A 24326-nucleotide genomic window follows, 5' to 3' on the forward strand; every position below is an offset into this window, starting at 1 on the left:
CAAAAGTTAATTTATTTTGAGCTATATAAGATCATACTATATAATCGTAACTTTCGCACATAAATTGTGTTTATAAGCTATAAAAATTTAGCATTAATTTAAAATAGAATGAGTAATATTTATCGCACTCTGAGAATTGCCGACATTACCCGCGAAACCTCAGATGCAGTTACCTTGCATTTAGAACATCCTGATAAACAGATTATTCCTTACAAACCTGGCCAGTTTCTTACCCTGATTTTAAGCGTAAATGGTAAAGAAGAACGCCGGTCCTATTCTCTTTGCAGTACCCCGCACGAGGGTGCCCGATTGTCTTTAACCGTGAAACGGGTTCCTGGTGGCGTAGTGTCTAATTTCCTGATAGACCAGGCACAGCCAGGGCAGGAAGTAAAAGTAATGGACCCGCTCGGTAATTTCTGCTATACCCCCGAACCAGAAAGTAAACGGCACCTTTTGCTATTTGGAGCAGGCAGTGGCATTACTCCCTTAATATCTATACTGAAAGCGGCTCTTCGGGAGGAGCCAGGCAGTCAGGTAACCTTGCTATATGGAAATCGGGACGAAGATAATGTAATTTTTAAACATCAGCTAGAACAACTCCAAGAAAACTATGCCGATCGGCTGCACATCGAGTACATTTACAGCCAACCTAAAGGTAAATGTGCTCACTGCGCATCAGCAGCCACTCCACCAGAAGCGCCTAAAAAGGCCTCCGGGTTTTTTGGTTTCCTTAAGAAAGCGATAAAAGAAAGCCCGCAGCAGGTGTGTGAGCACCACGGCCGCATGAACAGGAGCAGCGTAATAAAAATTTTAGAACGTTTGCAACTCTCTAAAACCAACAACGCGCTATATTATGTATGTGGCCCGGCCGGTATGATGGAAGAAGTGCAGCAGGCGCTGAAATTGCTAAAAGTACCGTCGGAGCGTATATTCCGTGAGAGTTTTGTAAGCGAGAAGCTGGCAGCAAAAGACACGGACGCGCATGGTACTGAACTAGCCGGCGACGAACCTGCCGAAATTATAAAGCAAACGGTAACCATTATTTATGAAGGGGCCGAGTACAGGGTAGAGGTGCAGCCGGAAGAAACAATTCTGGAGGCGGCACTTGCCCAAAACATTGATATGCCCTATTCCTGCCAGGCTGGCCTCTGCACAGCCTGTAGAGGAAGATGCTTACAAGGCAAAATACACATGGATGAGCGCGAAGGGCTCTCGGATGCAGAACTCGACGAGGGCTATGTGCTGAACTGTGTTGGCCACCCCTTAACACATGACGTGATTATAGAAATTGGGTAATTTAATAATTGATTATAATATAAAGAAGCTGGCAAGGGCTTTGCAGCATTAGTTTTTTTTTGTACTTTGTGAAGTACTGCTATTTTAAGCCATACAGCCATAAACCTATGCAAACAACGGACACTACCACTACACGAGTTTTAAAGCGGAAGCCCCGCACCTACCTTTCAGAAGATTTTATAGTAGATACCTGGGAAACCATTTCCCCTTATTTTACAGAGCTGGTAAGCAGAGAAATTGATTCTGTTGAGGCACTTGAACAATGGATGCGCGACCGCAGCGAACTGGAGAGTGTGCTGACTGAAGATCTTGGCTGGCGCTATATTCGCATGACCTGCGACACGCGCAACGAGGAAGTAACCAAAGCATTTCAGTACTTTGTTTCGGAAATTGAGCCAAAAATCGCGCCTTTCGATCATGAGCTAAACCAGAAACTGATGAGCTCGCCTTTTGTACAGCAGCTCGATCAGGAAAAGTATCGCATCTACCTGCGTAGTGTAAACAAGGCACTTGAAATTTTCAGAGAAGAAAACATCCCGCTTCAGACAGAAATCAGTACCAAGCAGCAGCAGTATGCCGCCATTATCGGGAACATGACGGTTACGCTCGATGGGGAAGAGCTAACCCTGCAGCGCGCGGCAGATCGGTTAAAGCAAAACAACAGACAGGTGCGGGAAGAGGCATGGCGCACCATACAAGAGCGCCGTGCGCAAGATCGCGAGAAGCTGGATGATTTATTTGACGAACTCCTGAAACTGCGTGATCAGGTAGCCCGCAATGCCGGTTTTGCAAATTTCAGAGATTATATGTTTGCCTCCATGGGCCGGTTCGACTATACGCCGCAGGACTGCTTTGATTTTCATGAATCGGTACGGGAGACGATCGTTCCTTTGCTGACTTTGCAGGATCAGGAGCGTAAACAGAAGCTCGGATTAGAAGAACTTCGCCCTTGGGACGTGGATGTAGATCCGTCTGGGAGTGCTCCGCTCGAGCCGTTTAAATCAGGCGACGAATTGCTGGAAAAAACGATTCAGGTGTTTTACAAGCTCGATACCTACTTAGGCGATTGCCTGGCAACCATGCGCGAAATGGGGCACCTCGACCTGGAGTCGCGCAAAGGAAAGGCACCAGGTGGCTATAATTATCCACTCGACGAGATTGGTGTTCCATTCATATTCATGAATGCAACCTCCAGCCTCCGCGATGTAATTACCATGCTGCACGAAGGAGGGCACGCAGTACACTCGTTCTTAACGCGAGGCCTTACCCTAAGCGCCTTTAAACACCCGCCATCGGAGGTAGCTGAACTGGCCTCTATGTCTATGGAGCTCATTTCAATGGATTATTGGGATATTTTCTTTGAGAAGGAAGAAGAGCTTCGCCGCGCCAAGAAAACGCATCTCGAAACTGTACTTGAAACTTTCCCGTGGGTAGCTACTGTCGATAAGTTTCAGCACTGGCTTTATGAAAATCCGCAGCACACCCAGGAGGAGCGCCACCAGCAGTGGGTACATATTTTCGAAAACTATAACCACCTGGAGGTAAGCTGGCAGGGGCTGGAGCAGTTTAAGCCATACATTTGGCAGAAGCAGCTGCATATTTACGAGGTTCCATTTTATTACATAGAGTATGCCATGGCTCAGCTGGGTGCCATCGCCGTCTGGAAAAACTATAAGCAAAACCCGCAGGAAGGATTGGCTGCTTATAAACGTGCCCTCAGTCTTGGCTATACGGTTTCTATTTCAGAAGTGTATGAAGCAGCCGGCATTAAGTTCGACTTCAGCACCGCCTATATTCAAAGCCTGGCCGATTTCGTACAGGAAGAAATGGCGAAGCTATAGTAGTTAATAAATTTTTAAAACAGCGAAGCCGGCTATTTAAATAGCCGGCTTCGCTGTTTCTAACCGAAATTATTCCAATAAAAATTGCCTTCCGGAGGCGTTTTGTGGAATTAAAGTACCAGGGTAAAGACGTCAGATTTTATTTAAAGCGGGTGTCTTTCATTATATTTGCTCATGCCAGGGATGCTCCATATCAAATCTGTCAACAGTTGAGGCATCTGATTATTTGCCCTTCAGGCAAATAACCCAATCAAATTTTTCTAATGAAAAAGCCCTTCCGGAGGGGTAAAGCGCTTTTCTGATGTAAGGGCTATTTACAGTATTTCTGCAGATACTGGTCAACGTCTTTCAGACCGAAAGTTTTGGCTTTGTTCCAGTCGGCACAGGCTCCTGCTTTGTCACCCAGGTTGTATTTCGGCGCTCCTCTGTTGTAGTAAGCCTCAGCATAATCTTGTTTAAGCAAAACGGCTTTGGTGTAATCTGCAACGGCGCCGCTGTAGTCTTTGAGGCCGTATCGGGCCAGGCCTCGGTTGTTGAAAGATTTGGCTTGGCTTGGGTTCAGTTCTATAGCCTTGTTATAATCTATAATAGAACCCCGGAAATCTTTCATGTTGTATTTAGTAAGGCCACGGCTGGTGATGGCAGGCAAGTGCTTAGGGTTTAGTTCTAAGGCCTTGTTAAAATCTTCTATAGCACTGCGGTATTGTTGCATGCGATCTTTGGCAATGCCACGGTTTGTGAGTGTTACTACGTGCTTGGGGTCCTGCTTCAACACCTCGTTGTAATCTTTTACAGCACCCGCATAGTCACCCGCCTTGAACTTTTGGTTTGCGCTGATGAAGTAATCTTTGGACGTTTTTTGTGAGAAGACAGAAAAAGAAACTAGAAAAGTAAGCGATAGCAGAAAAAGATTTTTCATTTAGGGCGGCAACTTATGGTAATAAGACCGCAAATTTCATCAGCTTAACTATAAGGACAAAGGTTTTTCCGTACTTTAACCTGTTTTTCCTGTAATTGCACAATTTAGTAGGCGATATAATGCTAAAACCTGCTGCAGCAAAGGTTCTGTCGGTAGGTTTTGTGTTATTGGGATTATCGTTTAATTTTGCTCATCACTTATATAAAAGACATTATGGCATCAAAATACGATTTAGTAGTGATTGGTAGTGGTCCTGGCGGTTATGTGGCAGCTATTCGCGCGTCGCAACTAGGCATGAAAGTAGCTGTTGTAGAGCGCGAGTCGCTTGGCGGCATCTGCCTGAACTGGGGCTGTATTCCTACTAAGGCATTGCTGAAAAGCGCAAACGTATTCGAGTACATCAATCATGCAGCCGACTATGGTATCAGCATTGGCGAAGCCTCTGTTGATTTTGGTGCTGTGATTAAGCGAAGCCGCGGCGTAGCCGAAGGCATGAGCAAAGGTATTCAGTTCCTGTTCCGCAAAAATAAGATCGATGTGATTATGGGAACTGGTAAACTTGCCGGAAAAGGTAAAGTAGAAGTTACTAACGCCGACAACAAGAAAGATATAGTAGAGGCAACGAGTATAATACTGGCAACTGGTGCCCGTTCACGCGAGCTTCCTAACCTGCCTATCGATGGTAAAAAAATTATTGGCTACCGCCAGGCTATGGCGCTTGAGAAACAGCCTAAGTCTATGATCGTGGTCGGTTCTGGTGCCATAGGAGTAGAGTTTGCGTATTTCTACAACAGCATCGGAACAAAGGTAACTATTGTAGAGTACCTGCCGAACATTGTTCCGGTAGAAGATGAGGAGGTATCAAAGCAGCTGGAGAAATCTTTCAAAAAAGCTGGCATCGCCATTATGACGAACGCCAGTGTAGAATCGGTAGATACCAGCGGTGATGTTTGCAAAGCCAAAGTTAAAACGGCAAAAGGCGAAGAAACACTGGAAGCCGACATCGTACTTTCTGCGGTAGGTATTCAAACGAACCTCGATAACCTAGGTCTTGAAGAAACTGGTGTTAAAACCGACAGAGGCCGTGTGCTGGTAGATGATTTTTACAAAACAAATGTAGATGGCGTATATGCCATTGGCGACATTGTGCCAGGCCCGGCTCTGGCGCACGTAGCTTCTGCCGAAGGCATCATCTGTGTAGAGAAAATTGCAGGTCACCATCCGGAGCCATTAAACTACAGCAACATACCAGGCTGTACTTACTGCTCTCCTGAGATAGCTTCTGTGGGACTTACTGAAAAAGCTGCCCGCGAGCAAGGACTTGAAATCAAAGTGGGTAAATTTCCGTTCTCAGCCTCTGGCAAGGCAAGCGCCGCCGGTGCTAAAGACGGTTTCGTTAAAGTTATTTTCGATGCCAAATACGGAGAGTTCCTGGGTGCTCACATGATTGGGGCCAACGTAACTGAAATGATTGCGGAAGTTGTAGTTTCCCGTAAATTGGAGACCACAGGTCATGAGATCATTAAATCTGTTCACCCGCACCCAACTATGAGCGAAGCCATAATGGAAGCGGCAGCTGCTGCCTACGATGAAGTAATTCACTTGTAAGAAATACATATTAAAAAGGAGAAGCGGCGGAGAGGTAACTTTCCGCCGCTTCTCCTTTTTATTTCTTTGCCAAAGCAAGTGGTGTTTATAAATCAGGTAAATAGTTGTACTTGCTTATAGGGTATTTCTACAGCTGTAAAGGGCAGGGACTGAATAAAATGGGTGCTTACAACAAGTGTGTTAGGTTAGTATGCACAATTTATTTGAATGGATTCGCAATTCTAATAAAATCTTACGGTTAGGAAGGGGAGTAGATTACGTATTAATTCTGATTTGCGTATAATTACTTTCTCTGATGTTTAGGTTTATGAACTTAAACATGTATATTACCCGTTAATATAATTCATCTGCTGTAATGCTGCCAGAAGTTTTACTTCTTTTCAAAGGTCATCCTGCAAGCTTACCTCCTAAACTTTTAATTCAATATGAGTCATAAAGGCAAAATAAAATTTGTTAGCAAAGACAAGAGCTTGTTCTTTCCTACCTTGAGAAAGCGGGTAGACGCTTACTTTGAGGAGAATAAGGTATCTAAAAATGCCAACTCCACCATGATCATTAAAAGTGTAGTTTTGTTGGCCTGCTACATAATGCCTTTTCTGTTGCTTCTGGCCTTGCAGCCAGATCTGGGAATAAGCCTGATGCTTTGGTTTGTAATGGGTTTAGGAGTGGCTGGTATTGGCATGAGTATTATGCACGACGCAAATCATGGAGCCTACTCCAACAGCAAAATGGTTAATGACCTAATGGGTTACACCTTAAACCTGGTGGGAGGGTCGGCCTTTAACTGGAAACTGCAGCACAACATTCTGCACCACACCTATACTAATGTAGTAGAGATGGACGAAGACATACAAGACAGGCTGGTGCTTCGTTTTTCACCTCATACAAAAGTGAAGTTCTACCACAAACTGCAGTGGGTATATGCGTTCTTTTTTTATGGTTTGCTTACGCTGTACTGGGTAGTAGCCAAAGATTTTGTGCAGTATGCTCTTTTTAAAAATAATGGTGTTAATGCCAACAGCAAGGCCCAAAACAGGATACTGCTGTTTAAATTGGTATATACTAAAGTGCTTTATTTTGCCCTTATTCTGGCTGTGCCAGTTGTCCTTTTCAACATACCATTGTTAGAGGTGTTGTTAGGGTTTTTCGTGATGCACTTTGTGGCAGGCATTGTGCTTACAGTTGTGTTTCAGTTGGCGCATACAGTAGAAGGTACCAGCCATCCGCGTCCTACAGAAAACGGCATCATAGAAAATGACTGGGCAATACACCAGTTAAATACCACCGTTAACTTCTCCAGAAAAAGCAAGATGATATCTTGGTATGTAGGAGGGCTGAACTTCCAGATTGAGCACCACCTTTTTCCCCGGATTTGCCATGTACATTATCCGGCTATTGCACCAATTGTAAAACAGACAGCCGAGGAATTTGGTATTCCTTACCTCGAAAATGAAACGTTTGGGCAAGCTGTTCGCTCCCATATTGCTACCCTGCACCGCTTTGGCAAGCTGCCAGACTGGAACGAGGCTATAGGTTAAATCACTGTTTTATTGTACTATAGTAAAGCCAGAGAAACTTATTCTGTTTCTTTTAACTATTCTTGTGGCCAATGCCTCCAGCACTGCCTACAATTGTTTTGCTAGGAATTGAATGTTCTTAGCTCTACCTTTGTTGCAACATTATCAGAACTGGTCCGGGTTGGAATTAAAACCCAGATTTCCGGCCAGTCAAACGCTCTTAAGTCATAAACCAGCACTTTAGCACTGGTTTAAAGGTTGATAAAAGTATAAGTGACGGTATACTTCTTGTCAACGCCAAAAACAGGTAAGACTGACAAGCATGTTCACATCTTTCACTTTAGCTAATCCTCAAAAAAACTAAGCAGGATTAGTATGCATCAACAAAAATCATTACATGACATTTGAGAATTTAAATTTAATAGAGCCTATTCTTAAAGCTCTAAAAACGGAAGGTTATACCAATCCGACTCCTATTCAGGCTCAGGCCATTCCTTATATACTGGAGCAAAGAGATATTCTGGGTTGCGCCCAGACAGGTACCGGAAAAACAGCTGCCTTCTCTATTCCTATTTTGCAGTTACTTCACAGCCAGTCACAGCAAAATGGCCCCAGAAAAATTAAATCGCTTATACTGACTCCAACCCGCGAACTGGCCATTCAGATTGGCGATAGCTTAACCGCTTACGGAAAGCATACGGGCCTGAAGCACACGGTTATTTTTGGAGGTGTTTCGCAGCACCCGCAAACTACAGCTTTGAAAGCAGGCATCGATATTTTGGTGGCTACACCTGGTCGCTTGCTTGACCTGATGGCGCAGAAGTACGTGCACCTGCAACATATTCAGCTCTTCGTGCTCGACGAAGCCGACCGCATGCTCGACATGGGCTTTGTAAACGACGTGAAGAAAGTGCTGAAGGTACTGCCAGAGAAAAAGCAATCGCTGTTTTTCTCGGCCACTATGGCTCCCGAAATCATGAAACTGGCTGATACGATTCTGGTAAATCCAGCCAAAGTAGAGGTTACCCCAGTTTCATCTACTGCTAACACCATTAAGCAATCGGTGTACTATGTTAAAAAAGGAGACAAGAAAAACCTGTTGATCCATTTGCTTAAAGATGGTGAAATAGACCGGGCGCTGGTATTTACCCGCACCAAGCATGGCGCAGACCGCGTTGCCAAAGACATGAGCAAGGCTGGTATACAGGCAGAGGCCATTCACGGCAATAAATCACAGAATGCACGGGTGCGTGCCTTAAATAATTTTAAGAGCAGCGAAACCCGTGTATTGGTAGCTACAGATATAGCAGCCCGTGGCATTGATGTAGACGACTTGTCGCACGTAATTAATTATGAGTTGCCAAACGAGCCCGAAACGTATGTGCACCGCATTGGGCGTACAGGACGTGCCGGTGCCAGCGGTACAGCACTTTCGTTTTGCGATGCCGAAGAAACATCTTACCTGGTAAGTATCCAGAAGCTTATTTCAAAGGCTGTTCCTGTTATCGACAACCATCCTTACCCTATGACTGCCAAAGATTTTGCTGAAGCGGCTAGTACTGTAAAGCAACAGAAGAGCCGCGGAAGCGGCGGCGGCCGCAGAAATAGTGGTGGTGGTAGGAGAGAAGGCGCAAGTGCTGCTACAGGCACAGCCCGACCAGCTGGCAACCAGGGTGGTGGCAATAGACGCTGGGATAACAAGCCAAGATCACCACGATAAGCAACAGCTTTTTTAAAGAGTATGAACTCCTGCCGGTTTAGTACCGGTAGGAGTTTTTGCTTTTAAGTCTTTTTTCAGCTCAGGTAATTTTTACACGCATGCAACGGTTTCAGCCGTTAGTAGGTCCTGTATATATAAGCGCAATTTATTACAGTACGCTAGGTTGGTGAAAATATTGAATTTTTGACTTATTGTAATTGTTTAATAAGATTCATTTTTTACCCAGATTTGGAGTGCTTATACAGTTGATTGTTAAAATATGAAACTAATAAAAAAAGCATCTGAAAAGCTTTAAATTCAAAATTTGGGGCATTTTTAATGCTTGCAAAATAACAGTTCTTAATTATTTTTACTAAATATTTGTAGGTACAGTAGTAAGTATGAGAGAGTTGTACTAAGTTTGTGACCTGTTTTTTTAATATTACTGTTTCAGTGCAGCCTGACACTATTTTATGCTGCCAGCGCTGCACTTTATTAAATTTTTTATGAACGATATTATCATTTCACCTTGCTCTAAAGGCGATATTCCGGACCTGATCAATATTGCCATTGCCTCATACACTGAGCACTACACCCAATTGTGGCACGATGGCGGGGTTCAATACGTAAAACAACAATTCAGTTATAACACTATTCTGCGGGAGTGGACAGATGCCAATGCTGCTTTTTTTATGCTGTATTTTCAGGGTAATCTGGTAGGCTTCCTCAAGCTGAATCTCAGCAAGGAGCTGAAGGGTTACGAGAAGGAGGAGTGCCTGGAGCTGGAGCGTATTTATATTATCAAAGCGGTTTCAGGTTCCGGAATAGGCGCTGAAGCGGTTAGGTTTACTCTCGATTATGCCCAGAACCTGGGTAAGCGGGTGGTCTGGCTGAAAGCAATGGACAGCGCAGCAGAGGTAATTCACTTTTATGAGCGATCTGGTTTCAGGAAATGTGCTACCTTTGTGCTGGATGCGCCAACAATGAAAGAAGAGTTCCGTGGCATGTACGTCATGAAACAGGAACTCGCAGTGGCAGGTGGTGCGCGAACTCAAAAAGATTTAGTTACTGCGTCAGCATATCAGGAAGAAATAAGCTTTGCATAATACACTGGATATAGTCATCATCGGGGCAGGTCCAATCGGATTGGCTGCAGGTATAGAAGCCAAACGGAAGGGGCTTAATTATCTTATCATAGATAAGGGTTGTTTAGTAAATTCAATATTTAACTACCCTCTCAACATGACCTTTTTCTCTACGGCCGATCGCCTGGAGATAGGAGGCATTCCATTTACCTCGGTGCATGCCAAACCTAGCAGGTCGGAAGCCCTGGAGTATTATCGTCGGGTTGCCGAGGTGGAGCAGCTCCAGATTAACCTTTTTGAGGAAGTAACCGGTGTGCTTACGCAGGAAAGTGGTTTATACGAGGTGCATACCTCCAAAGGAACCTACACCACCACAAATATCATTATTGCCATCGGGTTTTACGGCATTCCTAACCTGCTGCATGTGCCAGGGGAGGACCTTCCGAAAGTAAAACACTATTACTTCGACCCGCATTACTATTACAAGCAAAAGGTGCTGGTGGTAGGAGCCAACAACTCCTCGGCCGATGTGGCCCTGGAAACCTGGCGTAAAGGAGCAGATGTAACCATGGTGGTACGCGAGCCTACTTTGGGTCGTATAAAGTACTGGACCAAGCCAGATTTAGAAAATCGTATTGAAGAAGGCTCCATAAAGGCTTACTTTCAGGCCAGCATCACTGACATTCGAGAGAAGGAGGTAGACATCGAAACGCTGGATGGGGTAATTACCATCGAAAACGATTTTGTGATGGCCATGACTGGCTACCAGCCGGATTTCTCGTTTCTGGAGAAAATTGGGGTGCAGCTTACCAACGATTACAAACGCTACCCGCTCTACAACCGCGAGACCATGGAAACCAACCTGAAGAATGTGTTTTTAGCAGGCGTTATCTGTGGCGGTATGGATACACATGTGTGGTTTATCGAAAATTCACGCGAGCATGCTACTCGAATCGTAGATTATATTGCTGCCAAAGGGCTTGCAGGCGCTTAGGGGTATATTAAAATTTGCTTTTACAAAAATAGCTTTCAGAAAACCTACAGGGCAATCTGAAAGCTATTTTTTGTGTTAAATAAGGTGTATCAATCTAAAGCAGCTTCTACGGGCAAAAAGCTGGCCTACCTCTTATTTGCTTGTATTTATGTTTTGAAGATAAATCTCTGTCATGAGTTGAGAACTCGCGGTAGCGGTATTTTCCATTTTACAGTACAAGCTTAAATTCTGCTAATGAAAATGGCCTTCCGGAGGCAATTACTTAATATCAAGTACAGGGGCTGGCTTATTGTGGGAACCGCGAATACGTTTTCAGGCAGGCCAATGGCTTTGTAATTAATCGGGCCCGCATCCCTGGCAAAAGAAGGCGGTATGTATTGCCTGTTCTACCCGTAAACTCAAGCGGCAGGTGCTTCCTCGGTTGTCTTATTCGTAAGCTGTTTGTTTCGGCTTACTAAGTAAACTCCTCCAAAAATCATGAGCGCATAAAGTGCTTTCGGTATGGTGAACACATCTTTTCCAAACCAAACTGCGATAAGTATAGCCAGCACGGGCTGCAGGTAGATATAAATGCCTACCAGGGAAGGATTGGCGTATTTCAATGCCCAGGTATTGAGCAGGTAAGTAACGATGGTCACACCGATTATCATGAAAAGAATAGCAGCCCATATAGAAGCCGGGAAACTGCTGTAATCGGGGCTGAGTGCCTGGTTAAAGCCAAAGGGCACCACAATAAAAGCGCCTACCAAAAAGATGCGGCTCACTACTGTAATCGCATTGTACTTGGCCATCAGTGGTTTTACAAGCACCAGGTACATTCCAAAGCTGGTGGCATTCAGGATTATGAGCACATCGCCGAGCCAATTGCCTGTTACTCCGGCGCTATGCGAACTGCTGATAAGTAGGAGCGCACCCAGGCAAGCCAGTACAATGCCACTTATCTTTCGGGAGCCGACACGCTCTTTTAGGAGCAAAGCCGAAAAAATCAGCACTGTAACCGGGCTTATTACCATCAACAAGGCTGCATTAATAGGAGCTGTCAGGTTAAGGCCGCCAAAAAAGCAAAGCTGATTAATGGCTATACCAGTAACGCCGCAGGCGATAGACCGCATGTTGTCGGCCCAGCCGATAATGCGCTCCTTCACAACAAGCCTTGAGAGCAAGCCAAAAAAGATAGCCGCCGAAACTACCCTGATAATAATCAAACCAAAAGGCCCCACATAGTCTGGCATCACTTCTTTGGCAATGCTGTAGTTGCTGCCGTAGATCAGCGCAACCAGAAATAGCGCAGCATGCACTTGCACTTGCTTATTCATGCTGCAAAGGTATAGGATTTTAGCAACTGTTTTATCTTTAGCTCCTGCAGTGGTTAGCTATATTGGCCTATATAGGAGCAAGAAACTATGTCGTGAAAATTGGTTGATGCAAAAAATAAGCGGATGCCACTATCTGGCATCCGCTTGCCTTCGTTAGCAGCTTTTGTTCCGCTGCTGGCGCAGAGTAGTTTCTTCACCAGTGGCAGTTCTGCTGTATCATATCGCTTACTTATTTGATTTTGTGATCGCCTGGTACACCATCACCTTAAATTTGTCGCTCAGGTCGTTGTAGCTGTTGGGGTATTTTTGAGTGTAAATGAGCGCTACAATGCCTTCTTTGGGATCTACCCAATAAGTGGTGCCAAAAATTCCGCCCCACTCATAGGTTCCTTCCGAAACAGGCAAGCGGGCTGCCGTTTTATCGGTAGCCACCGAAAAGCCCAGGCCAAACTTACTAATGCCCTGGTTCAATTCACCGATCTGGTTGGTTGTTATGAGGTGTACGGTGGTAGGACTTAACAAGCGCTTGCCATTATACTCCCCACCGTTGAGCAGCATCTGCAGAAAAATAGCATAGTCATATACGGTAGAGGATAAACCGGCACCACCAGAAAAGTACGTGCCATTCTCTTTCGGGAAGTCAGGTGTAAGTCCGTTGCGGGTTTGTGTTACCTGTAGCTTCCTGTCCTGATTTTCGTTGTAGAGCCTGACCAGCCTGTTTTGCTTGTCGGAAGGCAGGTAGAAATAAGTATCGTTCATGCCAAGCGGTTCAAAAATGCGGGTCCTGAAAAACTGATCGAGCGGTTGCCCCGACACCACCTCAATCAGGTAGCCCAGCACATCGGTATTAAGGCCATAGGTAAAACGCTCTCCTGGCTGGTGCACCAGTGGCAGTTTTCCCAGCGCCTGCATGGCTTCCGAAAGTTTGCCCTGTGGAGTGCCAATGCCACTTGGTACCTGGTGTTTGGCATAAATGGCCACCGCGTTTTTCATGCCTATGCCGGCGTAGCTGATGCCGGAGGTATGTGTCAGCAACTGCCGGATAGTGATTTCCTGCTTTGCCGGCACGGTGGTAAAGGTAGTATCTTCAGGGTTGAACTGGTCGAGCACCTGCGGATTTTTAAAAGCAGGAATGTACTTCGAAATAGGATCGTCGAGCAGCAGGCGGCCTTCCTCAAATAGGAGCATCACACCCACACTGGTAATGGCCTTTGTTTGAGAAGCGATCCTAAATATATCATCGCGGCGCAAGGCAGTGGCTTGTTCTACATCGCTGAAGCCAGTGCTTTTGTAATGTACAATGGTACCATTGCGCACAATCATGGTTACTGCTCCTGGCAGGTAGCCTTTGTCTACATACTCCTGCAGCACCCGGTCCAGGCGCTGAAGCCGTTCAGTGCTCATGCCGGCTTTTTCGGCTTTTCCTTCTTTTAAAACTGGCGTGGAAGATTTTTGGGCAAACGTAAGCGAAAGGCTTAAGCAAAGCAGAAGCGTGAGTAAGTTTTTTTGCAGCATAAAGAGTCGGTTAATTTATTTGCTGATAATTTAAGAAGAATACAGCGGATAGTTTCTAATCAGGCAGGTAAATGTAGTGTAACACTTTTGTTAATTTAAGGTAGCGCTGTTATAGCCTGCTGCACCTCTTTTAATGTATTGTAAGCCTAGGACCATAAGTTTCGCTTATACCTCCGGAAGTCCTTTTTCATTAGAATAATTTGGTCACCAAGCGTTAAAGAGCTTGTTGGCTAAACTATTAAAAGGTTAATTTATAGCAATGTTGATTAGGTGAGTGATCCTGGATCAAATAAGAAGGCTCATAAAAAGCGGCCTACATTTTACATTCTATTACTTACACAGCGTGGTTGCCCATTTTTTATCTCATCACTCAAATTGAGTCCATCTAAAATTGATCTTCTGATTTGTTTTGACATGCTTAACATGGATACTGTATATAAATATCCACATTTTTTAATATAAGTAGCCATTGGCTGCAACCTTTTTAGCACATAGCGGTATGTGAATTGAATTATGCCCTATCTTTCGGCGGAAGCTTAAGCGGTGCCAATTAAATCGGAGCACCTGCATTGGCTGTTAGTACCTGCCATAAAAGGGAATGACATACCTCAACATGACAAAGAAAATTACTTCTGTTAATTACCTTACAACAAGTTGGATTCAATTTTTTTGGCTGCTCATTGCCATTTTTACCTCACCAGGAGCCTTGTGGGCACACAGTTTAAAACTGCCGGAGCAACCAGCTGAGTATCTGCAGGACGGTAAAAAGCCATACCCGGAACTACACGATTTTTTTGATTACGACCAACCATTCGAGAGCAGCCCAGTCCGCCTGACGGCTTCCTCCAATTCATCTGGCTTAATAACCTATACGCTGCTGCCTGGTGGCACCGGAGAAGCAAGGCTTTCGGGAACTAACAACCAGATGCTGCAAACAATAAAGCAAGGTACAGTACTATTAAGGGCGACTATAGCCGAAGACTTCAGATACCGCCAGGCTTACCGCGATATAATTGTTACCATTGTAAAAGGCACTCAAACTATCTCTTTTCCTGCTATTCCGGATAAAACCATTGGCGTGGCCCCTTTCGATGTTGCGGCAACAGGAGGAGGGTCGGGTAACCCCGTGGTGTTCGCCGTAAAATCCGGACCAGCCACCATTTCAGGTAAAAAAGTAACTATAACTGGAGTGGGAAAAGTAACCATAAGAGCTACTCAGGCTGGTAACACTAATTTTGAGGCTGCACAGGCTGTGGAACGAAGCTTCGAAGTAAAGAAAGCGGTACCAGTCTTGACCTTTAACGACCTTACCAAAACCTACGGCGACAACGCGTTTAACCTGGCCGCAACAGCCAATGTAGAAGGCACCATTACTTACAGCATTGTGGCAGGAGGTACCGGCGAAGTCCGCTTATCGGGTGCCGGAAACAGAACAGTAACCATAGAAAAGGCCGGAACTGTAAAAATTAAAGCTACGCTGGCAGAGCAGCCGAATTATCAGTCGGTCAGCAAAGAGGCAGAACTGGTGATCCGGAAAGCCGCTGCCACTGTTACACTTGGCAGCCTCTCCCAAACTTATACAGGCCTGCCCCGCGCAGTTACGGTTACCACCGCACCGGCAGGGCTTAGCAACTCCATCACGTACGGCGGAAACACGACTGCCCCGGTTAATGCAGGTACATATGCTATTGTAGCCACCATTACAGACCAGAACTATACCGGACAGGCAAGCGGGTCGTTGGTGGTGCGCAAGGCAGGGCAGCAAATAACATTTCCGGCAATAGAGAGCAAGCAATACGGCGATGAATCCTTTCAGTTAGAAAGTGCCAGTACCGGAGGCGATGAGCCTGTTCGGTATAGTGTAGTATCCGGTCCGGCTACAGTAGCAGGCAGTACCCTAACCATAACGGGTGCCGGTACAATAAAAATTAGAGCCACAAAGGCAGGAGATGCCAACCACAATGCAGCCCAGGCGGTAGAGCAATCGTTCTCCGTTTCTAAAAAAGAATTGCAGGTGAAGGCTGAAGATCAGCAACGGGTTTATAAAGAAGTTAATCCTGTGTTTACGCTTACCTACACCGGCTTTGTGAACAACGACAAGGCGTCAGATCTTGCCAAACTGCCCCAGGCTGCTACTACTGCTACTGTAAACAGTGCAGTGGGAACTTACCCTATCACCGTAGCAGGAGGAGAAGACGCAAATTATACATTTACTTTTGTGCCAGGGGTGCTCACTGTAACAAAGGCAACTGCCACCATTGCATTAACAGAGCTGGAGCAGCCCTTTAACGGGAAGCCGATAGCTGTAACCTATGCTACCACACCGGCAGGCTTGCCTGTGGCTGTTACTTATAATGGTGCAGCGGCAGCTCCGGTAGCTGTAGGAGAATATGCGGTGGTAGCTGTAATAGAAGATCCGAATTACAGTGGCGAGGCTACCGGCACACTCAAAATAATGGAACCTACCTCTGTGGCTGGCAACATCAGTTCAAAGCCTGAAGTAAAACTGTACCCCAATCCAACTTCTAATGGCCAGGTCTTTGTCAGCGGCCTTGCAGAGGGGCAGCCAGTGCAGGTACAGGTGCACGACATAAGCGGCCGTATGGTATGGCAGGCGCGGCTACAGGTAAACGCAGCAGGTGAATTGTTGCTACCTTTTAGCCAGCAACTACAGCCCGGCCAGTATGTGGTGCAAATAACAGGAAACAAAAATGTAAGGCAGGTGCTAAAATTGGTTAAGGAGTAAAGTGGCAGCACAGATCACCTTGAAAAGCCTTCTGACGGTTTAAATTATTCTAATGAAAATAGCCTTCCAGAGGGGTTTAAGCCTACATTATGCCTAGGGCAAAGTAGCCTGGCAAGTCCCTGTGTTTTTGTAGGCGTTGCAATTCCATGCGATCCTGAAAGGGAGTCCGCTCCATTTTGATTAACTTAGGGGCTAATTTTTTGCAGATGATTCAACCTAACATACCACTGGCCGAGCGCATGCGCCCACACTCTCTCGATCAGTATGCAGGGCAGCAGCACCTGGTAGGGCCAAACGGCATTCTCAGGCGTTACATCGAAGGAGGCGTTATTCCATCTATGATTCTCTGGGGACCTCCGGGTGTCGGAAAAACAACACTGGCCAATATTATAGCTAACCAGATGAAATTGCCTTTTGTGGCCTTAAGTGCCATAAACTCTGGCGTAAAAGATATTCGGGAGGTGATAGAGCAGGCCCGTAAAAGGCATGGCACGGTACTTTTTATAGATGAGATTCACCGTTTTAACAAATCGCAGCAAGATGCGCTGCTGGGGGCCGTAGAAAAAGGAACCGTGACACTAGTAGGCGCTACCACCGAAAATCCATCGTTTGAAGTTATTTCGGCCCTTTTGTCGCGTTGCCAGGTATACATTTTAAAGCACCTGACCAAAGACGAACTGATAGCGCTGGTAAACAAAGCGCTGGCCGAAGACGAGTGGCTTCGCAACCTGAATGTAACCGTGCAGGAGTACGAGGCGCTGCTTACCATTTCCGGTGGGGATGCCCGTAAGCTGCTGAACCTGCTGGAGATTGTAGCCGAGGGTGTGAAAGGGGAGCAGGTGGTGGTAACCAACGAACTGGTGCAGCAAGTGGCGCAGCAGAACATCGTGATGTACGACAAATCCGGGGAAATGCATTATGACCTGGTGTCGGCCTTTATTAAATCGATCAGAGGTAGCGACCCGAATGCGGCCGTGTATTGGCTTGCCCGCATGATAGAAGGCGGCGAAGATCCGAAATTTATCGCGCGTCGCTTGCTTATCGCCTCCTCCGAAGACATAGGGCTGGCAAACCCGAATGCGCTGCTCATGGCGACCTCCTGCTTTCAGGCGGTGCAGATGATTGGTTACCCGGAGGCAGAAATTATTCTGTCGCAGGCCACAGTTTATCTGGCTACATCACCTAAGAGCAATGCCTCCTATAAAGCCATAAAGCAGGCCCGGCAACTGGTGCAGCAAACAGGAAACCTTCCTGTGCCCATGCACATCCGGAATGCCCCCACAAAGCTGATGCAGGAAATTGGCTATGGCAACAACTACAAATACGCCCACGACTACGAAGGCAATTTTGTGCCCCAGGAATTTATGCCGGATGGCGTAGCAAATCGGATTTTATACGACCCTGGTAAGAACGCGCGCGAAACAGAAATGCGCAAACAACTAAAGTCGCAGTGGGGAAGCAAGTATAGGTATTAGCATCTCTTTTGTGCTATTTTCTGGTGGTGCTGCCCCTTAACTTTATTAGATGCAATATCCTTTGGTTCGTCTATAAAATGTGCTTGTTGGTATAATAGTCCAAAAAGGTAGGTACATTGGTTGAACTATTAAATGTAAATTTGCTTATTGTATTGTAGGCCTCACCAGGCTTATTATATCGCTTACTAAAACCTATCGTAAAAATGTTGAATTTTCTGAAATATGTACTAGCCACTATTCTGGGCCTGTTCATATTCTTTTTCGTCGGAATGCTGATCATGTTCGGCATTGTAGCCGCCACAGCCTCCAAAGGCGAAGTTGAGATTACCAAAAACTCTGTACTGGAGCTAAAACTAGATAAGCAAATTGCTGAAAGAGACCCGAATAACCCGTTGCAGGAGCTTGGGTTTTCGTTTGGTTCTTTCTCCAGCAGCGATGGCCTCGACCAGATTAAAGCCGCTATCCGCAAAGCAAAAGACGATGAAAATATAAATGGTATTTTCCTGAACCTGGGGTTTGTAGATGCTGGCATGGGTAAGCTGGAGGAAATCCGGAACGAGCTGATTGAATTCAAAAAGTCAGGCAAATATATTGTGTCCTACGGCGATGCTACTTCCGAAAAGGCATTTTACCTGGCTTCTGTTGCCGATAAGATCTACCTGAACCCATTGGGTACGCTGGAATTTAACGGCATCAGCTCCGAAGTTTTTTTCTTTAAAGGTACCCTCGAGAAACTCGATATTCAGGCACAGATCTTCAAAGTAGGTGACTTTAAAAGTGCAGTGGAGCCTTTCTTCCTCGACAAAATGAGCGAGGCCAACCGTACTCAAATGAACTCCTTCCTTAATTCGATAAACGATTACCAACTGCAGAACATAGCCAAGGCAAGAGGCAAAACCTACGAGGAACTGAAAAACATATCGGATAACATGTTGGTGCACGATGCGCAGGATGCCAAAAGGCTGGGCCTGATTACCGACGTTGGCTATTACGACGAGGCTATCTCTTTTATGAAGGAGCAGGCTGGCCTGAAAGAAGATGAAAAACTGCACCTGGTACAGCTGAGCAAATATAAAAATGTTGAAGGAAAAGAAGAATCATCTTCGTCTAAAAACAGAATCACCGTTATTTATGCCGAAGGCGACATTGTAGACGGTGAGGGCAAGGAAGATAACATTGGCAGCCAACGGTTTGCAGAAGCCATTCGCACTGCGCGTTTAGATGACCGTACCAAAGCAGTTGTACTGCGCATTAGCTCTCCGGGCGGAAGCGCCCTTGCCTCAGACATTCTGTGGCGCGAAATTCAATTGACCAGAAAAGTGAAGCCTGTCATTGCTTCTATGTCTGATGTGGCAGCTTCGGGTGGTTATTACCTGGCCATGGGCTGCGATACTATTGTGGCTCACCCCAATACCATTACTGGCAGCATTGGTGTGTTTGGCATTATACCAAACATGGAAGGCTTCTTTAAAAATAAGCTTGGCATTACCACCGACAGGGTAAGCACCGGCCAATACTCCGATGTACCCACTGTTAGCCGTCCTATGACGAATTTTGAGAAAGAAGTAATACAGCGGGAAATCAATAATATTTACGAAGTGTTCACCAGTAAAGCAGCCGAGGGCCGTAACATGACACAAGACCAGCTGAAGCAGTTTGCATCGGGCAGGGTTTGGTCTGGCATTGAGGCCAAGGAGCGGAAGCTGGTAGATGTGCACGGAGGTTTGGAAACAGCCATCGAAATTGCCGCCGCCAAAGCGGGTGTGGCAGACGATTACAGACTACGCGAACTTCCCAGGGCCAAGTCGTTGTTCGAAGGCTTAATGGGCGACATGGGCTCTCAGGTAAAAGAACGTGCCGTAAAGGCAGAGCTAGGAGAACTTTACCCGATGTATCAGCTTTACAAAAGAGTAGAGAACCTGCAAGGGATTCAGGCCCGCATGCCTTACGAGCTTTCTATACAATAAGCTGCCACTGCGTCACTTAACATCAAAGCCACTCCCGAACCAGTTTCGGGAGTGGCTTTTTTATTTAGCAGGAGTGGGCAATGATTGCCCGAAAATGTTAAATTTGACATCATAAACTACGAGGTGCCATAGGTATTTGATAGCATATAACGCTCTGGAAGGCAATTTTTATTTGAATAATTTAAATCATGTTACCTTCAGCAAAGTACTATCAATGGCCTCTTGAATAGTTATTTAATCACTCATCTACTCATTCAAAATTTCGCCATGCAGCAACTACAGGAAACAGCTACTTTTATAAAGCAAAAGATCAATGGTTTTACGCCTGAATTTGGAATCATATTGGGTACAGGCCTTGGGGCTCTGGTAAAAGAAATTGAAGTAGAATACAGCCTCTCTTATGCCGATATTCCGAATTTCCCGGTTTCTACGGTAGAGAGCCACTCCGGCAGGTTAATTTTTGGAAAACTGGCCGGGCGAAACGTGGTGGTGATGCAGGGGCGTTTCCACTACTACGAAGGGTACTCTATGAACCAGGTGGTGTTTCCGGTGCGTGTCATGAAACTGCTGGGCGTTCAGAAATTATTTGTTTCGAATGCAGCAGGCGGGTTAAACCCACAATTCTACACCAGCGACCTGATGGTGATAACCGACCATATTAACCTGCAGCCAAGCAACCCGCTGGTAGGTAAAAACCTGGATGAGCTGGGAGTACGCTTCCCGGATATGAGCGAGGTATATGACGAGAGTATGATTCGGCAGGCGATGGTAATAGCAGAAGATGCTGACTTTGATCTGCAGGAGGGAGTGTATGTAAGTGTGCCCGGACCTATGCTGGAAACCAAAGCTGAATACCGTTACCTGGCTATGATTGGTGCCGACGCGGTTGGCATGTCTACGGTGCCGGAAGTAATTGCTGCACGCCACATGAACATGCCTGTATTTGCCATATCTGTTATTACCGACATGTGTACTCCCGATAAGCTGAAGAAAGTAGTACTGTCCGACATTTTGGCGGCGGCCGCCAAAGCCGAACCCCGTATGACCATGCTCATCCGTGAGCTGATCCGGGTGCAGTAGAAAGTAGGAGTTTAGCCTCTCCTGTTTTACCTACTACTATGCCAAAGGATTAAGTTTGATGGAGAAAATACGCTCTCTTCATAGCGCAGCAATAAACTCTGGAGCCGTATTTACAGGCTTATTTTATTACGACCAGTTTGCGATCGTAAACAAGGTTAGTGAATATGCCAATACCTCCCTCCACAGTAGATTTAATGCGCGATGGTTGCGCAAAAGGATTGCCATTGGCGTTTTTGGCATCGGAGGTGGAGTTTAGAAAATCGAAATATTTTTTTTCGATGTGGTAAAGCGAGATAATAAGCGTATCTGTTTTTTTGTAGTTGTAGCCGCCACCAAGCGACACACGCTGACCGTTGGTTAACTCATCACTTGCCACGAAATCCCTTGACGAGGCCTTTTCGACACTATCGCGGTGCACAACGTAACGGTAGAAGTTAGGCAGGTTCGGGTCGTCCTGGAAAGTTGTTAACACCAAAGCCTCCTCTTTCGAGTTAAAACGCCACTCAATAGTATCGATAGGTACTCTGGGTAAAACAGTGGTAGTGGCCGTTACTTTTCGGCCTTGCTCATCGCTCACCTCCAGACTATACACATCACCTGGGCTCCCAGTCATGACTTCATCGGAGCGATGGGTGTAGTATTTGTTTTGCACTTGGTCCGCATGAGGCTGGTAGCGCAGCGGTATTCTGCGCCCCCGGTAAGTAATGAACACCTTGGCATCAGGTACCAGCGGCACCTCTGGCTTATCAAAGTAACTGGCACTTTCGAGCACGGTTACCCGAAATGGCTTGCCATATTCCAGGTAGCCTTCTACCACCAGTTCCCGCTTGTACTCAGGCAATACCACCTCAATATCTTTTTGCATGTTACAGGCTGGGAGCCATAAAAGCAGCGGGAGCATATAAATGAGAACAAACTTCAGTTTCATCAGAATTTAAAGTTATAGGTAACCGATGGGATAATCGGGAACAAAGACACCTGCTTCGCTTTAAAAGCAATTGGCGTGTTTTCTACTTCGTCGTTTAACTGATCGAAGTACACAAAGTACGGGTTGCGGCGGTTGTAGGCATTGTAAACGCTGAATGTAAGGTCCGACTCCCCGCGTTTCGGTTTCATCTTTAGGACCAGGCCCAGGTCCAGGCGGTGGTAAGCAGCAAGCCGGAAACTATTGCGGTAGGAATAAATAGGTACAATAGAGGCCGTGCGTCCCTCCACATCCTGGAGTGCAAACCTGGCCACCGGCAGTGAGTAGGCGTTGCCGGTGCCGTATACAAAAGCCCCTGTAAAGCTAATGCGCCGGTTGAGTTTGTGCAGCAGCACCAAGCTGATGTCGTGCCGGCGATCGTAACGGTTCGGAAATTTGCGGCCATCGTTTATTTCAGGGAACTGGCGGTAAGTCCAGGAGAGGGTGTAGCCGATCCAACCGGTTGTTTTCCCTTTTATCTTTTCAAGGTATAGCTCATTTCCGTAGCTCTCGCCCCGGCCAAACAAAAATTCATTTTCCAGGCTGTCGTTCACAAACAAATTGGCCCCGTCGCGAAAGTCGAGCTGGTTGTGCATCCATTTGTAGTACACTTCATTGGTAAGCATAAATTGCCCTTTGCCAAAAAGTTTGCTTACGCCCAGCGCTACCTGCTGAGATCGCTGTGGCCGCACATTGGGGGAGGAGGGGTACCAGACATCAGTTGGCATCGAGGCCCCTGAGTTGGCAACCAGATGGATGTACTGCATCATGCTGGCAAAGCTACCTTTCAGTACCAGCGTTTCGGAGAGGTTGTACTTGGCCGACGCGCGGGGCTCCAATCCGACATAGTTTTTACCGCTGTTATGAAAGGCAGAGAACCGAAGGCCGTAATTTAGTGTGAACAGGGAGTTCAGCGTAAAGTCATCGGAGATATAAGCGCCAAACTCCATAGCTTTAAAACTGTTACCTGCTGCCACCGAAAACCGGTCGTCGTCGCCTTGGAAGTTCAGGCGGCCAATGGTAAAGCCGTGGCTGGTAGCCATAGCCCCGATTTTGAGTTGGTGCTTCTCATTTAATATAAGGTTAAAGTCAGACTTCAGGCTAAAATCCTGAATATCGGACCGGAGCCGGAGCGAGAAAACATCTATTTCGTTAGCTATGGTGTATTGGTAGTTGCTGGTGGAGAGAGAAGTAGTGACAAAGGCCCTTGAGTTGAATTTGTGTTTCCAGGCAAGTGAGGCCATGGAGTTGCCCCAGTCAAACCCGACTTTAAATTTGTCGTCGCTGAAGTTGAAAAAATCTCTGCCATAATAACTGCTAAAGGTCAGCTCGTCTTTCTTCGACAATTTGAAGTTAAAACTGCCGTTCAAGTCGTAAAAATAATAATCAGGGATAGGGCTGTAATCGGAATTACCCTGGTTGGCTCTGTTGAGCATGCGGGTAAAAATATCAGAATAGGTGCGGCGCCCTGAAATAATAAAAGAAGATTTGTCTTTAGCAATGGGGCCCTCCAGCGTAAGGCGCGAGGAGATAATACCAAGCCCTCCACTAGCCGAAAAGTTATCGGGGTTGCCTTTGTTGAGCTCCACGTCTACCACCGACGACAGCCTGCCTCCAAACTGAGCTGGAAAACCACCCTTGTAGAGCTCCACACTGCGAACCGCATCGGGGTTAAATACACTAAAAAAGCCGAAAAGGTGCGAAGGGTTATATATAACGGCCTCGTTGAGCAGGACCAGGTTCTGATCGGGGCCACCGCCTCGCACATACAGCCCTGAAGCGCCTTCGCCTCCTGATTGTACTCCCGGTTTGAGTTGCAGTGTCTTTAAAAGATCTACTTCTCCAAATAAGGCAGGTAGGAGCTTGGCTTCTGTTGAGGTGAGCAGATCGACGCTCATTTGAGAAGTATTGAGTTTCTGGCGTAAGTTGTTTGCCTCCACCACCACCTCCTGCAACATATTACCAGGGGCCTGAAGCTCAAAATCAATAGTTAGGTTGGAACCACTGACAGTTATTTCTTGGTAAACTGGTGTGTAGCCTATAAAAGTGACTTGCAATGTGTGGGTACCAACCGGCAGTTGGATCCTGAAAAACCCATTGCCATCAGTTATAGCGCCTACTCCCAACGACGGTACGCCCACGGTAGCACCTGGCAGAGCCTGGGCATCTGCAGCTGTTTGTACATACCCGCTAATGGTAGCTTTTTTTACTTGTGCCTCCGTTTCAGCAGATAAGGCCAAGAGTAAGAGCGTGAGCAGGTAAAAAAGAAGACGCATGCAGGAGGAGTTATCTTAGACTAACAAA

General features: G+C 46.2%; 16 protein-coding genes. 11 read left to right on the plus strand and 5 right to left on the minus strand.

Annotated elements, in window-relative coordinates:
* Positions 1–108: 108 nt before the first annotated feature.
* A complete protein-coding gene (locus tag ACMA1I_RS12840; RefSeq protein WP_337068754.1) occupies positions 109–1296 on the plus strand; it encodes a ferredoxin--NADP reductase in 1188 nt (395 codons plus the stop codon).
* Positions 1297–1403: 107 nt separating this feature from the next.
* The gene (locus ACMA1I_RS12845) at positions 1404–3137 is read left to right on the plus strand and encodes a M3 family oligoendopeptidase (protein ID WP_337068755.1); all 1734 of its coding nucleotides are present in this window, start codon (positions 1404–1406) and stop codon (positions 3135–3137) included.
* A gap of 310 nt (positions 3138–3447) precedes the next feature.
* On the opposite strand, the gene ACMA1I_RS12850 is transcribed toward ACMA1I_RS12845, so the two are convergent.
* Positions 3448–4056, minus strand: coding sequence for a tetratricopeptide repeat protein (locus ACMA1I_RS12850; RefSeq protein WP_337068756.1), 609 nt, complete (start codon positions 4054–4056; stop codon positions 3448–3450).
* A gap of 213 nt (positions 4057–4269) precedes the next feature.
* Between ACMA1I_RS12850 and lpdA the strand changes: the two genes are divergently transcribed.
* The 5 genes from lpdA (at position 4270) to ACMA1I_RS12875 (ending at position 10959) form a co-directional block, all read left to right on the plus strand.
* Entirely contained in the window at positions 4270–5664 is a 1395-nt protein-coding gene (gene lpdA, locus ACMA1I_RS12855) for a dihydrolipoyl dehydrogenase (RefSeq protein WP_337068757.1), read from the plus strand.
* 425 nt (positions 5665–6089) lie between these two features.
* On the plus strand, positions 6090–7202 hold the full coding sequence (locus ACMA1I_RS12860) for an acyl-CoA desaturase (RefSeq protein ID WP_337068758.1): 1113 nt from the start codon (positions 6090–6092) through the stop codon (positions 7200–7202).
* Positions 7203–7578: 376 nt separating this feature from the next.
* Entirely contained in the window at positions 7579–8901 is a 1323-nt protein-coding gene (locus ACMA1I_RS12865; RefSeq protein WP_337068759.1) for a DEAD/DEAH box helicase, read from the plus strand.
* A gap of 485 nt (positions 8902–9386) precedes the next feature.
* Positions 9387–9986, plus strand: coding sequence for a GNAT family N-acetyltransferase (locus ACMA1I_RS12870; RefSeq protein WP_337068760.1), 600 nt, complete (start codon positions 9387–9389; stop codon positions 9984–9986).
* On the plus strand, positions 9979–10959 hold the full coding sequence (locus ACMA1I_RS12875; protein ID WP_337068762.1) for a YpdA family putative bacillithiol disulfide reductase: 981 nt from the start codon (positions 9979–9981) through the stop codon (positions 10957–10959). The genes ACMA1I_RS12870 and ACMA1I_RS12875 overlap by 8 nt, the downstream gene beginning before the upstream one ends.
* A 398-nt stretch (positions 10960–11357) precedes the next feature.
* On the opposite strand, the gene ACMA1I_RS12880 is transcribed toward ACMA1I_RS12875, so the two are convergent.
* Both ACMA1I_RS12880 and ACMA1I_RS12885 read right to left on the minus strand, forming a co-directional pair.
* On the minus strand, positions 11358–12275 hold the full coding sequence (locus ACMA1I_RS12880; protein ID WP_337068763.1) for a DMT family transporter: 918 nt from the start codon (positions 12273–12275) through the stop codon (positions 11358–11360).
* A gap of 225 nt (positions 12276–12500) precedes the next feature.
* Complete coding sequence (locus tag ACMA1I_RS12885) at positions 12501–13790, minus strand: serine hydrolase domain-containing protein (RefSeq protein ID WP_337068764.1); 1290 nt, start codon at positions 13788–13790, stop codon at positions 12501–12503.
* A 613-nt stretch (positions 13791–14403) separates the two neighbouring features.
* Between ACMA1I_RS12885 and ACMA1I_RS12890 the strand changes: the two genes are divergently transcribed.
* The 4 genes from ACMA1I_RS12890 (at position 14404) to ACMA1I_RS12905 (ending at position 21058) form a co-directional block, all read left to right on the plus strand.
* A complete protein-coding gene (locus tag ACMA1I_RS12890) occupies positions 14404–16536 on the plus strand; it encodes an MBG domain-containing protein (protein WP_337068765.1) in 2133 nt (710 codons plus the stop codon).
* A gap of 206 nt (positions 16537–16742) precedes the next feature.
* Entirely contained in the window at positions 16743–18011 is a 1269-nt protein-coding gene (locus ACMA1I_RS12895) for a replication-associated recombination protein A (protein WP_337068766.1), read from the plus strand.
* A 203-nt stretch (positions 18012–18214) separates the two neighbouring features.
* Complete coding sequence (gene sppA / locus ACMA1I_RS12900) at positions 18215–19978, plus strand: signal peptide peptidase SppA (protein ID WP_337068767.1); 1764 nt, start codon at positions 18215–18217, stop codon at positions 19976–19978.
* A gap of 267 nt (positions 19979–20245) precedes the next feature.
* Positions 20246–21058, plus strand: a complete 813-nt coding sequence (locus ACMA1I_RS12905) for a purine-nucleoside phosphorylase (RefSeq protein ID WP_337068768.1) — start codon at positions 20246–20248, stop codon at positions 21056–21058.
* 118 nt (positions 21059–21176) lie between these two features.
* Here ACMA1I_RS12905 and ACMA1I_RS12910 read toward each other — a convergent pair whose 3' ends face one another.
* Both ACMA1I_RS12910 and ACMA1I_RS12915 read right to left on the minus strand, forming a co-directional pair.
* The gene (locus ACMA1I_RS12910) at positions 21177–21923 is read right to left on the minus strand and encodes a DUF4249 domain-containing protein (RefSeq protein ID WP_337068769.1); all 747 of its coding nucleotides are present in this window, start codon (positions 21921–21923) and stop codon (positions 21177–21179) included.
* Positions 21924–21985: 62 nt separating this feature from the next.
* Complete coding sequence (locus ACMA1I_RS12915; protein WP_337068770.1) at positions 21986–24298, minus strand: TonB-dependent receptor; 2313 nt, start codon at positions 24296–24298, stop codon at positions 21986–21988.
* Between the last annotated feature and the right edge of the window lie 28 nt (positions 24299–24326).

This window comes from Pontibacter sp. 13R65 (assembly GCF_047525655.1).
Taxonomy (GTDB): Bacteria; Bacteroidota; Bacteroidia; order Cytophagales; family Hymenobacteraceae; genus Pontibacter.

Coding starts and splice junctions, on each gene's coding strand:
- lpdA (WP_337068757.1), top strand. CDS start 4,270: ATGGCATCAAAATACGATTTAGTAGTGATTGGTAGTGGTCCTGGCGGT.
- ACMA1I_RS12850 (WP_337068756.1), bottom strand. CDS start 4,056: ATGAAAAATCTTTTTCTGCTATCGCTTACTTTTCTAGTTTCTTTTTCT.
- ACMA1I_RS12890 (WP_337068765.1), top strand. CDS start 14,404: ATGACAAAGAAAATTACTTCTGTTAATTACCTTACAACAAGTTGGATT.
- ACMA1I_RS12840 (WP_337068754.1), top strand. CDS start 109: ATGAGTAATATTTATCGCACTCTGAGAATTGCCGACATTACCCGCGAA.
- ACMA1I_RS12860 (WP_337068758.1), top strand. CDS start 6,090: ATGAGTCATAAAGGCAAAATAAAATTTGTTAGCAAAGACAAGAGCTTG.
- ACMA1I_RS12905 (WP_337068768.1), top strand. CDS start 20,246: ATGCAGCAACTACAGGAAACAGCTACTTTTATAAAGCAAAAGATCAAT.
- ACMA1I_RS12845 (WP_337068755.1), top strand. CDS start 1,404: ATGCAAACAACGGACACTACCACTACACGAGTTTTAAAGCGGAAGCCC.
- ACMA1I_RS12880 (WP_337068763.1), bottom strand. CDS start 12,275: ATGAATAAGCAAGTGCAAGTGCATGCTGCGCTATTTCTGGTTGCGCTG.
- ACMA1I_RS12895 (WP_337068766.1), top strand. CDS start 16,743: ATGATTCAACCTAACATACCACTGGCCGAGCGCATGCGCCCACACTCT.
- sppA (WP_337068767.1), top strand. CDS start 18,215: ATGTTGAATTTTCTGAAATATGTACTAGCCACTATTCTGGGCCTGTTC.
- ACMA1I_RS12910 (WP_337068769.1), bottom strand. CDS start 21,923: ATGCAAAAAGATATTGAGGTGGTATTGCCTGAGTACAAGCGGGAACTG.
- ACMA1I_RS12885 (WP_337068764.1), bottom strand. CDS start 13,790: ATGCTGCAAAAAAACTTACTCACGCTTCTGCTTTGCTTAAGCCTTTCG.
- ACMA1I_RS12915 (WP_337068770.1), bottom strand. CDS start 24,298: ATGCGTCTTCTTTTTTACCTGCTCACGCTCTTACTCTTGGCCTTATCT.
- ACMA1I_RS12870 (WP_337068760.1), top strand. CDS start 9,387: ATGAACGATATTATCATTTCACCTTGCTCTAAAGGCGATATTCCGGAC.
- ACMA1I_RS12865 (WP_337068759.1), top strand. CDS start 7,579: ATGACATTTGAGAATTTAAATTTAATAGAGCCTATTCTTAAAGCTCTA.